Source organism: Bifidobacterium catenulatum DSM 16992 = JCM 1194 = LMG 11043 (assembly GCF_001025195.1).
Classification (GTDB): Bacteria; Actinomycetota; Actinomycetes; order Actinomycetales; family Bifidobacteriaceae; genus Bifidobacterium; species Bifidobacterium catenulatum.
Genome location: NZ_AP012325.1, coordinates 2,066,055 through 2,079,525, shown reverse-complemented (window position 1 = coordinate 2,079,525; position 13,471 = coordinate 2,066,055). Strand labels below are relative to the sequence as shown.

General features: G+C 52.4%; 13 protein-coding genes. 9 read left to right on the top strand and 4 right to left on the bottom strand.

Features of this window, described 5'->3' with window-relative positions; all coding sequences use genetic code 11:
- The first annotated feature begins 317 nt into the window (after positions 1 to 317).
- The 8 genes from rpmH (at position 318) to BBCT_RS08550 (ending at position 6,465) form a co-directional block, all read left to right on the top strand.
- Positions 318 to 452, top strand: a complete 135-nt coding sequence (rpmH, locus tag BBCT_RS08580) for a 50S ribosomal protein L34 (protein WP_003807168.1) — start codon at positions 318 to 320, stop codon at positions 450 to 452.
- A 17-nt stretch (positions 453 to 469) separates the two neighbouring features.
- On the top strand, positions 470 to 835 hold the full coding sequence (gene rnpA / locus BBCT_RS08575; RefSeq protein ID WP_033513130.1) for a ribonuclease P protein component: 366 nt from the start codon (positions 470 to 472) through the stop codon (positions 833 to 835).
- A gap of 23 nt (positions 836 to 858) precedes the next feature.
- The gene (gene yidD / locus BBCT_RS09045; protein WP_204901886.1) at positions 859 to 1,164 is read left to right on the top strand and encodes a membrane protein insertion efficiency factor YidD; all 306 of its coding nucleotides are present in this window, start codon (positions 859 to 861) and stop codon (positions 1,162 to 1,164) included.
- Positions 1,164 to 2,198, top strand: coding sequence for a membrane protein insertase YidC (yidC, locus tag BBCT_RS08570; protein ID WP_003833529.1), 1,035 nt, complete (start codon positions 1,164 to 1,166; stop codon positions 2,196 to 2,198). Before yidD ends, yidC begins: the two co-directional genes overlap by 1 nt.
- 143 nt (positions 2,199 to 2,341) lie before the next feature.
- Complete coding sequence (locus tag BBCT_RS08565; protein WP_003833527.1) at positions 2,342 to 2,869, top strand: Jag family protein; 528 nt, start codon at positions 2,342 to 2,344, stop codon at positions 2,867 to 2,869.
- A gap of 213 nt (positions 2,870 to 3,082) precedes the next feature.
- Positions 3,083 to 3,886, top strand: coding sequence for a 16S rRNA (guanine(527)-N(7))-methyltransferase RsmG (locus BBCT_RS08560; protein ID WP_003833526.1), 804 nt, complete (start codon positions 3,083 to 3,085; stop codon positions 3,884 to 3,886).
- Positions 3,887 to 4,162: 276 nt separating this feature from the next.
- Positions 4,163 to 5,107, top strand: a complete 945-nt coding sequence (locus BBCT_RS08555; RefSeq protein ID WP_003833522.1) for a ParA family protein — start codon at positions 4,163 to 4,165, stop codon at positions 5,105 to 5,107.
- 2 nt (positions 5,108 to 5,109) lie between these two features.
- Complete coding sequence (locus BBCT_RS08550) at positions 5,110 to 6,465, top strand: ParB/RepB/Spo0J family partition protein (RefSeq protein ID WP_003833520.1); 1,356 nt, start codon at positions 5,110 to 5,112, stop codon at positions 6,463 to 6,465.
- A gap of 188 nt (positions 6,466 to 6,653) precedes the next feature.
- Here BBCT_RS08550 and BBCT_RS08545 read toward each other — a convergent pair whose 3' ends face one another.
- The 3 genes from BBCT_RS08545 to BBCT_RS09660 all read right to left on the bottom strand — a co-directional run bounded on the left by BBCT_RS08545 (position 6,654) and on the right by BBCT_RS09660 (position 9,922).
- Positions 6,654 to 8,210 carry an ATP-binding protein gene (locus tag BBCT_RS08545; RefSeq protein ID WP_003833517.1) on the bottom strand — a complete coding sequence of 519 codons (1,557 nt, stop codon included), beginning with the start codon at positions 8,208 to 8,210 and terminating at the stop codon, positions 6,654 to 6,656.
- A 372-nt stretch (positions 8,211 to 8,582) separates the two neighbouring features.
- A complete protein-coding gene (trxB, locus tag BBCT_RS08540; RefSeq protein WP_033513147.1) occupies positions 8,583 to 9,518 on the bottom strand; it encodes a thioredoxin-disulfide reductase in 936 nt (311 codons plus the stop codon).
- A gap of 281 nt (positions 9,519 to 9,799) precedes the next feature.
- Entirely contained in the window at positions 9,800 to 9,922 is a 123-nt protein-coding gene (locus BBCT_RS09660) for a hypothetical protein (protein ID WP_003833512.1), read from the bottom strand.
- Between the two features lie 575 nt (positions 9,923 to 10,497).
- Between BBCT_RS09660 and BBCT_RS08535 the strand changes: the two genes are divergently transcribed.
- Positions 10,498 to 11,133, top strand: a complete 636-nt coding sequence (locus BBCT_RS08535) for a 5' nucleotidase, NT5C type (RefSeq protein WP_003833505.1) — start codon at positions 10,498 to 10,500, stop codon at positions 11,131 to 11,133.
- A 285-nt stretch (positions 11,134 to 11,418) separates the two neighbouring features.
- Here BBCT_RS08535 and BBCT_RS08530 read toward each other — a convergent pair whose 3' ends face one another.
- Positions 11,419 to 13,443: a hypothetical protein gene (locus tag BBCT_RS08530; RefSeq protein ID WP_033513139.1), complete on the bottom strand. Its 2,025-nt coding sequence runs from the start codon at positions 13,441 to 13,443 to the stop codon at positions 11,419 to 11,421.
- Between the last annotated feature and the right edge of the window lie 28 nt (positions 13,444 to 13,471).

The following is a 13,471-nucleotide window of genomic DNA, read 5'->3' as shown; positions in this document are numbered from 1 at the left end:
GGATTCCCCTTTCTCGACAGACTTCTACTAGTAGTGCAACTGTTTATTTGTACTCTCTTTTCCCTGAGTTATCCACCGGTAAGCGTGTTGAAATGATTGAATTGTGAATGACAGTAATGTAGTTTGTGGATAACTTTTGTGGGGAGTTTGGCGATATACCAACGTTTTTTGTGGATTGTTTTGTGGGGAGAGTCCCCACAAAATGTGAAGGAATTAGTGGAGTCAATTACTCTGTTCAGGGGTCAGAGTAACTTGGTAGAGCTTGACTCATGAGGAGCCGTGCCTTGGCATGGCTAAAAACACCGGGAGCATTAATTATGAAGAGGACATTCCAGCCGAACAACCGCCGTCGTCACATGAAGCACGGTTTCCGTCAGCGTATGCGCACCCGCGCAGGCCGCGCTCTGATTAACCGTCGCCGCGCCAAGGGCCGCAAGTCCCTCGCTGCCTGATTTAACGGCATAGAGCGGTGGAACGGCTGAAAAGCCATCGCGATTTTGTTGCGGTGCTCAAACGCCGTCGTAGGGTATCGCGAGAAGACATCGTCGTGCATTATCTGATGCACGACGATGTTGTTACGGACGGTACCGCGGCGGTGTATGGTCGTCGTGTTGGCTTGGCTGTTTCCAAAGCCGTTGGCAACGCGGTCACGCGTAATACCGTGAAAAGGCGTTTTCGCGTGCTTGCGCGGAAATACGAATCTCTTTTGCCTGAATCATGCGATATCGTGTTACGTGCCAAGCCAAGTGCCGCGCGTGCTGATTTTTTGTCGCTTGAACAGCAGATGGCATCGTGTTTTGAAGCGGTGAAACGTAAAACCGCTATTCAGCAATGAGCTCCGCGCATCGTCGCAATTCGATGGTGCGGCTCATCCGCTGGTATCAAAAGCATATTTCCGCCCATACCGCACCCCGATGCCGGTATTATCCGAGCTGTTCCAATTATGCGATTCAGGCGATTGAACGATTTGGCCGCCTTAAGGGTGGCCTTCTTGCGTTATTGCGCCTCCTTCGCTGCAATCAGTGGAACCGTGGGGGAATTGACGACGTTCCGCAGCTTTATTCCTTGTTTTACAGATGTTCGTGGTCGAAGGCACACGAGGAACCTCGGCTCACGCCTCTGAACGTAGAAAAACCTATAGGCGATAAGGAGACTGGCCTGTAATGAATCAAAATCAATTCCTCCTCGACAGCGGTTTCTGGGGCTGGCTGTATAAGCTCCTGTATCCCGTCGAGTGGCTCATGACGCAGATCATGGCCGTATTCCATAAGTTCCTGGTGATGCTGGGCATGAACGAGATCGGTTTCTCGTGGGTCATGTCCATCGTATTCCTAGTACTTGTGGTCCAGGCATGCGTTTTTCCGCTGTTCTACAAGTCCATGAAGGGCATGCGCAAGATGCAGGCCCAGATGGCCGTCCTGCAGCCAAAGATGCAGCGTATCCAGAACAAATACAAGGGCAAGAACGATCCCGCCAGCAAGGAAGCCATGCAGCGCGAGATGATGAAGCTCTACCAGGACAATGATGCGAACCCGATGGGTGGCTGCACTTCCATGCTCCCTATGTTCGTGCAGGGTCCCGTGTTCATGTGCATGTTCTATACGCTGTCAGCCATTCCGTACATCGCACGCGGCAAATTCAGGGACGGACAGGGTCTTGGCGCTTTCGACATCGCCACAGCCAAGCAGTTCACGTCCACCACAGTGTTCGGCGTGAACGTGGCTGATAACTTCACGACCGCTGCCGTGCATGGCAAAGTAGTTATCGCCATCTTCGTTGCATTGATGTGCTTCTGCCTGTGGTTCATGCAGTACAACAGCATGAAGCGTAACATGGCTCAGTCTGCGGCAAACAAGCAGACCGAAATGATGCAGAAGATGATGTTGTGGATGTTCCCGATCATGTACATTTTCTCCGGTATTGCCATGCCATTCGCTGTGCTGGTGTACTGGCTCACCAACAACATCTGCAATCTGTTGCGTTCCATCTGGCAGATCCACGTCTTCCCGACTCCGGGATCTCCGGCCGCCGAAGCGAAGGAAAAGCGTGATCATGTTCATGAGAACAACCGCCGAGCCAAGGCCGGTCTGCCATCCCTCGAGGAAGAGGCGCTGCAGAAGGCTAAGGAAGCCGCCGAAGCGAAGGAAAAGCACGGCTACCAGCGTCAGCAGCCGAGCCGTAAAAAGAAAAAGAAGTGAGTAAGAGTGTGTCCCGTGTTTCACATGAAACGCGGGACACACCACTTTTATCAGCGTTTATTGTCGACGTGGTAAACAGTAAATTAGACTTTACATAACAAGACTTTAGTAATAGAAACCCCGCTCAAAGGAGTACAACCACCATGGCGCAAGATGAGGAAAAAACCATCGATCAGCTCAACGAGGAAGCTGATATCGCTGCCGACTATCTTGAAGGACTGCTCGATATCGTCGATTACGAGGGTGATATCGAAATGGGCGTGCGCAACAATCGCCCTACCGTGCAAATTGTCGCCGATGATGATACGGATATCAAGCATCTTATCGGACGCAACGGCGAGGTTGTTGACGCATTGCAGCAGCTGACGCGACTTGCCGTGCAGCAGAAGACCGGCGAACGTTCCCATCTTATTGTGGACGTCGACGGCTATCTAAAGCGCAAGCGTCAGCGTCTGCACGACATCGCGCTGGATGCCATCGACGAGGTACGCGAGACCGGAGAGCCGGTCGACCTGAAGCCGATGAATTCCTTCGAGCGTAAGATCGTGCATGACGTGGTGCGTGAGGAAGGTATGAAGTCCCGTTCCCACGGCGAGGAGCCACATCGTTACGTTACGGTGTATTTTAAGGCTTCTGTCGCCGAGGAAACCGAAGACGAGGATGAGGCCTGATTTCAGCTCGTTTCACGTGAAACATGGCGTCACCATCACGGTGGCGCTTTTTTATTGCGATTGATGAGTGACTACACGCAGGTCGTGCGCCGGGTACGTGACGCCTATGTGCGCATGGACTTGCGCACGGTCTGCGCAGGCCGTGCGATATTGCCGGCATTGGTCGGGGAGTAATGGCTGGAATACCGGCAATAAGGAAGAGCAGGATATAGGATGGTGCCCATGAGTGATGTGACAGACGAACTTGATGATTCGCCGATTCTTGAGGAAGTGCTGGGGGATGCGTTGGGCAAGATGCGTGTTTTTCATGCGAAACTTGTCGAAGAAGGCGAACCCCGTGGCTTGATCGGACCACGAGACGTTGCGATTATTTGGGAACGCCATATTCTGAATTCGGCTGCCATTGTGCCTTTCGTGAGGGAATCCACGGCCAAGAAGCAGTTCAAAACGGTTGCCGATATTGGCAGCGGCGGCGGTTTTCCCGGTATCGTTGCGGCCGCATGCCTGCCGGATCACCAGTTCACTCTCGTGGAGCCTATGGAACGGCGTATCGAATGGCTGAACGAGTGCGTGGAGGACATGGAGCTGGAGAACGTTACGGTGGTGCGTGCCAGGGCTAATGAGATGATCGAGGCCATTGCGGGTGCGTCTGGCGTTCAGGGCGGCAACCGTGGTAATGGCAACGCCAGGAACGGCAAAGGCGGCAGGAACGGCAGGGGAGCGGTTGCCCGCGGTCCTGTGCTGGATTTGGATGGCAAGCCCATTCAGGCAAGGCACCCGTTCGCCGTGGTGACCTGTCGTGCCGTTGCACCGATGACCAAGCTATCCGGGTGGACGTTGCCGTTGCTTGAACGCGGTGGACGTCTGGTCGCATTGAAGGGAAGGTCCGCTCAGGAGGAGATCGAAAAAGCCTCCAAGGAGATCGCCAAGTGCGGCGGCGTTCGTCCGCGAGTGGTGGATGCCGAGGTCGGGCCGGGGCTTGAATCGACCCATGTGCTCATGGTGGATAAAAAGTAAGTTATCCACCATTTTGGCAAGTTGTCCACATTATCCACAACTGGAGACTCATTGAAATAAAGCGCAAAAAAATGTTGGAATAGCAACAAGATGTCTGTGGATAACTTTTTGCAAGCAATGCAAGTTATCCACAGACTATCCACAGTTATCCACATTTGCGCACAATGGGTGGACGGGTCGGTTCTGTCCACCCAAATGATGAAACTTGAGTGTTAAGCATATCGTAAGGAAGGCTAACGTATGACTGGACCTGAAGGACCAGATAACCTGACATCGATGGAATCGGCGACGGAAACCATCAAACGAATTTTCGGAGGGTCGAATTCTCCTCTTGGTTCGCAGATCGCCGACGAATCGTCTCGCTATCGCGCCTTGCAGAAGGCCGTTTGCCCAAAGCCGGAGCAGACGCGCCTGATCGCGGTCGCCAATCAGAAGGGTGGCGTTGGCAAAACCACGTCTGCGGTGAATCTTTCCGCCGCGTTGGCCCAGTTCGGTTCCAAAGTGCTGCTGATCGATATGGATCCGCAGGGCAATGCGTCGACCGCGTTGGGTGCTCCGCATGCGTCGGGAGAGCCGTCGGTATACGACGTGATTGAAGGCAGGAAAACCATTGCCGAAGTCAAGCGCACCTGCCCTGACTTCGATCTGCTTGACGTGGTGCCAGCCTCCATCGATCTGAGCGGTGCCGAGTTGGAAGTCGCCGACATGGAAAATCGCAATGTTCTACTGAAAACCGCGGTCGATGAGTTTCTTGAGAACAGCGAGGAACACTACGATTACGTGATTATCGATTGCCCTCCGAGCCTTGGTCTGCTGGTAATTAATGCCATGTGCGCGGTGCATGAGATGCTGATTCCGATCCAAGCTGAATATTATGCGTTGGAGGGTCTTGGTCAGCTTATCAATACCATCGGGCTGGTGCAGGAACATTTCAATCCGTCATTGCTTGTTTCTACCATGCTGATCACCATGTTCGATAAGCGAACCCTGCTCAGCCGTGAAGTGCATGACGAGGTCAAAAGCCACTATCCGACCATCGTGTTGGACACCACGATTCCACGAACGGTGAAAATCTCGGAAGCGCCGAGCTTTAATCAAAGCGTTATCGCCTATGACCCCAAGGGCATGGGTGCAATCTCCTACTGTGAGGCCGCGTTGGAACTCGCACGTCGCTCGCAGACGGTGTTGCAGGCTATTGATGCAAGAAGGAATGAGAACTGATCATGGCTACGAAATCACGTTTGGGCATGGGTCTCGGCGCGCTGTTTCCGTCTCTTCCAGGAGAGTCGGCAAAGTCGGAAGCTGCCGCTGAGCCGGCTGCGCCTGCTGTAGGGGTGAAGGCCGATAACAAGCCGTCCGCGAAAACTTCCGGAAGCATGGCTGGCAGTGCTGCCGTGCCGTCTGTGAGAAAGAACGCAGGCGCTAAAAGCTCCATGGCGACAGCCCAGGCTTCCGTTGATGCCGTCCACGACATGAAGAAGAACGTTTCACACGAAACCAAGAAAGGAAGCGTTCATCGTGCCAGCATGCCTTCCATCACGCTGAACGAAGCGGCTCACCCAGCCGACATGTTCTTCGGCGCCACCAGTCCTGTCGATCCTTCTGCCGACGCGAAGCAGGGGAGTGTTTCACGTGAAACCGCTGCGGTAAAAAAGAACGAAGATGCAAAGAACAACGAACCGGAACTGCTGCCGGTGCAGGGTGGTTACTTGGTTGAATTGCGTCTGAGTGATGTCGGACCCAACCTGCATCAGCCACGCACTATTTTCGACGAGGATGATCTTCGTGAGCTTGCCGATTCCATCAAGGAAGTCGGCGTGCTGCAGCCCATCGTGGTACGGAAACGCCCACTTGCGCAGATCGAGGCCGCGCGCAAGGAGAACGTCGCCAGCAATGACGAGTCGCATAATATGTTCGACGGTCGCATGGATAGCATGTATGAGCTCATCATGGGTGAGCGTCGCTGGCGTGCTTCACAGATCGCAGGTCTGAAAACGATTCCTGCGATCGTCAAAACCACGGCCGACGACGACATGTTACGTGACGCTCTGCTGGAGAATCTGCATCGCGTTGCGTTAAATCCGCTGGAAGAAGCGGCCGCCTATCAGCAGATGATCGACGATTTCGGTCTGACACAGGCGCAATTGTCGAAATCCGTATCGAAATCACGCCCGCAGATCGCAAATACCTTGCGATTGCTGAATCTGCCTGCAACCGTGCAAAAGAAGGTCGCTTCTGGACTTTTATCGGCCGGTCACGCGCGTGCGCTGCTGGGATTGCCGACTGAAGCTGATATGGAACAGCTTGCGACGCGCATTATCTCTGAAGGACTGTCTGTTCGCAGCACTGAGGAAATCGTGTCGATGAAGGCCGCCGAATCGGATCAGCCGAAGAAAGCGAAGACCAACAAGCTGAATCCGTGGGCTGGAACGCCAATGCAGCTCGGACTTGAAAAGAAGTTCGGCACGAAGGTTTCCATCAAAGGATCCAAGGAACATGGCCGCATCGAAATCGTCTTCAAATCCGAAGACGACATGAAGCGCATTGTCGACATGCTCATTCCCTCTGCTGAAGAATAGTATTTCTCGAATTTCTCTGTCGGATCAGTGTGATGTTCGCAGAAGGGCGGCATATTCTATTCACGGTACACTCAAGGCCGTTTGGGCCAAGCTTACAGTCGTGAACAGAATATGCCGCCCTTCCGCTTATTTTTAGCGTTTTTGTGATTCCTTGTTTGGTGGTATTTGACGGCATCTTTCTATGGGAATTAGTTGATTCGTCGGTACATACGATTTCTGCTTTTCGTTTTACCGATGGCTTCAACTTTATTTTCTTGTATTAACTTTCTTAGATTACGGCGAATTGTTTCAACTGATTTTCCAGTAATATCAGCAAGCTCCCTTGCGGTAATATCTTTATTCTTTGGAATAAAAGTGAGAATATCAACCTTATTTTTCATAGTATTCGACAACATGTTTGTTGTATCGTTTTTATGAGTTGGTTCAGTATTTTTAATTTCAGAGATAATCTCATCAGCTTTGTTGGACAGATTGACGCTGGAACGCCACAACACCACAGTGAAGGAGTCCTGAGTCGCGCGGAATTCCGGTGCGCGCAGATCGCGGTTCTGCATTTCGTTCATCATGAGGATGATTCCTCCGCCCTGACCTTCGGCGGTGATAAGATTGCTTCCGATCACAGGGGTGGCTTGTACGAGCTGCATGAGGGCGCTATTGCGGCATCGAGATTGTCCATCTGCGAGATTATCAATGGTTTTGCCTCCCCATAGGCCACCTGGATTCGATATTTCGATCCTGTCTGCGTAAACGTCGACGGTGACCGGCTGGCCTTGAAAATACGGATGATATTCCCTATGCACTACTGCGTTGGCGATGGCTTCACGCAGAACTTCGGAAGGAATTTCCAATTCATCTTTTCTTCCGATGCCTTCGATGAACGAATAAGATCGTAAATTTCGAGATGTAGCATTTACCGCATCGTTGATCATTTCTGATGCAGATCCCTCGCATTCTACGCGGTCGAGGAACCTTAGTGCACCTGGCTGCGTTTTTTCAATGCCTGGATGTACAGCAACGTCGATAAAGAGACGTGGGAAGAATTGTTGAGGATAGTTACCAGCTGCAATTAATCCCGCCATCCGTATGCGACCTTGTCGATCCGCAATGTTTAATCGCGCTAGTTTTTCTTCTTTTGTTTCTGCTCCACGCAAGGCTTTAGTGCCTTGTTTTCTTACAAAAATAGTATCGACAACAGAAGAGTTAAGGTCTTCAATAGAGGCATTAGGAATAATTTCAAGATCAGAACTACTTGGATGTAGTATATTTTGAATTTCATATAATTCTGCTGATGATAGGAGAACATCTTTATCATCAATTCGTTTGAAACTACCGCTTTTAATTCCTTTGGCGGTAATATAGCATGGCTTGAAATCTATATCGTTTTCATATATACGAATCACGAGAATCTGACCGCCGTCAACGGTTTCACGTGAAACATCATATTTTGGAGGATTTGAGAGTCTGATTCCATCCCTACCGCCATCTCCCATACCTTCGATAAGTTGGTCCCGCACTCTGTCGAGGTGAAAATCCTGAACGCAAGTGAATCCATTGTGTTCATCCAAACCAAGGAGCAGAGTGCCACCATGTGTATTTGCGAAGGCGCTGATGCTTTCCCACACGTCTTTGCTGAGGGATCGCTGACAGCTTTTTGCTTCGTAATTGCCGTCGTCATTATGCTGTTTGCGCAATCGTGCTATCGCGTTTTGGATTGGTTCTTGGAGAATGGACATAGCTTCCTCCATATCACAGTCATTCACACGGTCATTTTGATTTTATCACAGTCATGACTGTGATATGACTGTGTGAGTGACTGTGATGACTGCGATGTCCACGGAAGGGCGGCGTACTCTACGCTCGACACGCGTAAGATACCGCTGTGCGGTCTTCGTGGCAAGCCGTTCACTTTGCTTGAGTAAAGCCCATCGGGCTTTTCCTTTTTTATTGCTCAGTGATCAAAGCCTACGGTCAAGCATAGAATATGCTGCCCTTCCGTTCGTTTTTCAAGTTTCTTGTAGGGTGTGACTTTGTATCACGGTCACATGACGGTCATTCACACGGTCATGATTGTGATGTGACTGTGTGAATGGCTGTGTGAATGACCGTTATGGGGAGTGTTACTGCTGGAGGTAGGCTTGGGTGTCAAGGGCGGCTCGGCAGCCCATGCCGGCGGCGCTGATCGCCTGACGGTAAATACTGTCAACACAGTCGCCTGCTGCAAAAATGCCGGCAGTGCTGGTGCGTGTGCTGGCGCCGTCTACCTGAATATATCCAGCCGCATCTCGCTGCACAATGCCGTCAATAAAAGCTGTGGCTGGGGAGTGGCCAATCGCTACGAAAATACCATTTGCGGCAATCGTGCTCATCTCTCCGGTGATAACGTTGCGAATGTTCACGGATTGGGCTCCGTTGCCGTCACCCAAGATTTCCTCCACCACGGAATCCGTGACGATAGTGATTTTCGGATTCTGTTGAGCGCGTTCCACGAGAATCTGCGATGCGCGGAATTCGGAACGACGATGAATCAACGTCACCGACGATCCAAATCGGGAAAGAAAATCAGCCTCAGTGAATGCGCTATCGCCGCCGCCGACCACAATAATCGGCTTATCACGGAAGAAGAAGCCGTCGCAAGTCGCGCAATATGACACTCCCTTGCCGGAATATTCCACCTCTCCAGGGATGCCGAGCTTGCGGTATTCCGATCCGGTTGCGATGATCAAAGCACGGGTTTCAAAAACGTCCCCCTGATCGATGCGCACGGTTTTCACACCGGTGGCGTCATCGTTGCTCACGGAAACAACATCATCCCAAACGATTTCTGCGCCGAACTTCTCTGCCTGGCGTTGCATATTATCCATGAGTTCCGGCCCCATAATACCATCGGGGAAGCCCGGGAAATTCTCCACTTCGGTGGTGTTGACGAGCTGTCCGCCTGGGGTCAGCGCGCCCGCAATGACCAGTGGTTTGAATCCAGCCCGGCCTAAATATATGGCCGCGGTATATCCTGCAGGGCCGGATCCGACAATAATCACATCTCGCAAATCACTCATATTCCCACTGTAGCGAACCGCCGAAGCGAACAGCCGCGCATCGCACGATTTCACGTATTCTTTTTTCCTATGGCGTATTATCGAGTACTTTCCAAGCTGGATCATCTACAAAGTTTCACGTGAAACATGAGCTGTTGTGTGTGGGGCTGTGCGTGCAGTTGCTGGTGGTGCTGGATTCCTGGCAGCGCTTGAGTGGAATACGAGAAAAAGGGCTTGCGCTCCATGTGGAACGCAAGCCCTTTGGTTGTATAAACGTGACGCCTGCCTGCGCAGGCCTTGGATCACTTAGTGATGATCTTCTTGAACAGATCGGCGCTGGCCTTGGCGAGTGCGAACTGGCCGAAGCCCGGATCGATGGAAGCGAGGTTGGCGTTGACAATCTGGTTGAAAGTGCTGTTCTTCATGATGTTTCCTTTCGTTTGGCTTGGCGGCGTTCTTGTTTTCTGTTCTTTCCTCTGGCCGCTGCCGTAAGTCTTGTTTGTTTTTCCGTTATTTCAGCGCGGGTGGCGTTGCCGTTTCCCCGCGTGTGGGGTGCGGCTCCGGTTTTCTCTCCGGCTCCTGCCGCATCATGTCTCTTTGTTCTGTTGTGCCTTCATTATAGGCAGACGCAACCGTCGATGTCATGCAATGATCGTTGATTCTTTTGTATTTTCATCGGCTAATCTTGAAATAAACGTAATGATGCTGTGATGAAAAGTCGATCGTCGATTGCAAGGTGGTGTCGCCGTCGCAAAAAGAATCGGCGCGATCTTCAGATTTCGATCTTTTCTATGAAAGTCTCAAAAAACGTTCTCCTGTAAGACTTTTTGCAAGGTCATCATTTTTTCTAGACATTTTCTATCTTTTCGATCTTCCTTACTTGCGGGAGTATTTGCGCTTGTTGTCGGCGAATGTCAGGTTACATTGATTGATAGCGAGTTGATTAGTGTGGCTGTTCGACGGGCTGATTGGCGTCGGGCGTAAGAAAGGAACGTGATATATGGCGACTATTCCTGAACAATACGAGAGCCAGCGCGTGGGCGTGCAGGGATATCGCGTGCTCAATCTCGATTTGGACGGCGTCTGCGCGGATTACAAGGGTGCGATCCGCGATTACCTGCAGCGGCAGGGCATTGACGTGCCGGAACGTGCGTTGCAGACCGCGCATTACAATCTCATTCGCGAGGATGGATGGCCGTTCGATACGCTCGATGATTACATCGAAACGCATAAAGCCGCGGAACGTGAGCATCTGTATGCAACGATGCAGCCGCTTCCGGGAGTCGCGCAGGCGTTGCAACGATTGGCGGGCGAGCACGTGTACATTCGCATCGTCACGCACCGGCTGTTCGTGTCCGGCCAGCATCAGATGGTTGTTTCCGACACCGCGCAATGGTTGGACAGCAACCATATTCCATACATGAGCCTGTGCTTTACCGGGCTGAAAGACAGCATGCAGGCCACAATTCATATTGACGATTCGCCGGCGAACATCGAAACCCTGCGCGAGGCGGGGCAGCATGTGGTCGTATTCGATCAGCCGTACAACAGCGCGTACGATGGCCCTCGAATCAACAGCTGGAGCGACGTAAACGTCAACAAACTTCTCACTCTCTTCGAGCACTGGCCCGAGTAAGTGGTCTGCGCGGCGGATTGTCTGCACAACTTGCGTTCTGTGTTTGTATAACCCCGGTTTTATGTCTGCACAAGTCGGATTTGACCACCAATTCGGGGGTTGTGCAGACAGGAAATACGACTTGTGCAGACGGATTATGCGATTGGCTGCATGGCTTGCTGGTTTAGCCGCACGATTTCGGCAGACAGACAATCGAGTGGTGGATACAAAGGAGGGCACGTGCGTATTACACGTGCCCTCCATGCGCGTCCTCTCTGGAAAACGTTAGAAAGACGGTGACAATGATCAGAACACTTGAATGCTTTCGATATACAGCTGGTTGCCCGGCAGACTATCAAGCGGCACCCATAGCATGATGTCCTGCGTTTCCACGGACTTGTCGAACTTCACTTCGGTAGTGCCGGAATCGTCGAATTCGAACTGCGCCACCTGCTTGCCCTGGGATGGGCTGTCCGTCGCGTTCACACGAATGTATCCCTGACCGCCCGAAGAACGAATCTTGATGACCATGCGATACGCCTTCTGCGGCTGGCTCAGGTGCACGTAATATCCGTAGCCCTGCTGTCCGTCAGGATTCGACAGGAACTTACGATTGTCGATTTCGTATGCGGTCGTGTTTTCCGGCTGCTTCGGATCCGGCACCTTTTTCGACTGCTTGTCGGCGGTCACGACCTTGTCTTCGGTTTTCTTGAGTTTCTTGGATGCCGTCGAATCGCCGGATGCCGGCGCATTGGCGGAAGTATCGGAAGAATCCTTGGAATTGGATGAATCGGCATTGCCGGACGAGTCGGCATTGGAGGAATCTGCGGAATTCTCATCCGATTGATCTCCCTCGCCGAACGGCACTTCGTCAAGATTTATTTCCGGCCATGGTCCTTTTGAATCAGTCGTAACCGAATCTGAGGGCTGCATCAAACCATGAACTGCAAAACCAAGCGCAACCGCAACCACGATGACCGCAACGATAATCGCAACGACCTTAGTTTTCAGCTTGCCAAACAGTTTCGCGTCGGCAACGTCAGTATTCGCCGAAGCGGGAGAAGGATTTTTCGGTGTGAAGCTTGGCGGAACCGCGGCTCGACCGGCTGCATACGCGGCGTCGATCGCCTCCTGCTCTGCTTTCAACGCGCGAGCGGACTCCTCGCCGGGCTGAATGACCTGACCATCCGCGCCGATCACTGGAATGCGGCCTGTTTTTTCCAACTGGGAATCGTCGGATGACATGCCATCGGCCGGTACGGAAACCCTGATGGGGAAAGAGAAGGGGGAATCGCTGGTGTCGGTCACGCCGTCGATGTCTTCTTCGCTCAACAGCTCACGGCCGCTGCTCCACAACGATTTCACCGCTCCACTGGTGGCCGCGACGCTTTTCGCCAAAGCCTCCTTGCCATCGGAAAAATCGTTATGCGGTTCGGGGGCCGTGAACGTCATTTCCGGAATGCTTCCAGCCGCCGCCAGCGTATCCGGCAGTGGGAGCGCATCCTTCTCAAGAATCTGCAGCAACGGAACATTGGCGATCGAGCATTCCGAATCCATGGAAGGCAACGTGACATCCATGCCCCCCAACGATGATAGCGGCTGGTATTCGCCAAGCAGCGCCTCCAATTCCGCAATGGTCGCCATCGGAACGGTGGGGAAGCCGTCATCCTCCGCAAGTTCAAGACCGCGCTTGCAGATCACGCGGAATTCCATCGGTGTGGTCGGCGCAAGCGCTTCCAGACGGAAATCAGTCGACAATGTGGACGGGCGTCGGGTCAACATCGCATACAGCAATGCCGCAATCTGCCGAATCGCAAGCTGTTCCCGATTTTCCAAAGCTTGAGCGCAGGAAGTGTCAGCAAGCATGATGCTTACCGGAGCGTCTGCGATCTGAATGCCGGAACGGGTCAGTCGTACCGTGTCGGTGCTGATGGAGAAATGCGTGAGATTGTCTTTTTGCAGTGCATGCAACGCTTCGATGACTTCGCCAATGATGGAGCGCATGGCTGTATAGCTCAACGGCTGGTTGGCGTTCAGCGCAAGATATTCGCTGAGGGTCATGCCTTCGTCAAGCTGCGTCACCACCAGCGCGACCTGGCCGACATGCTGGAGCTGCAGCACTTTCGTGAAGTGGGAATCATGTGAAATTGCCAGCATGGAAGCGGTTGCGTTGACTTCCTGCAATGCCTTGCTGTTGCTGACGATAAACAGCTGGCAATCCCGTGCGAGCACATGGTCGCTGGCCTTCCAGACCTGCAGTCCGGTTTCTTCGCGCAATGGCGAAACGAGCACGTAGCGATTGCTGATGGTATCTCCCAGCTGAGGTTTCATGGGTTCCTTCAACTTTTTGTAAACGTTT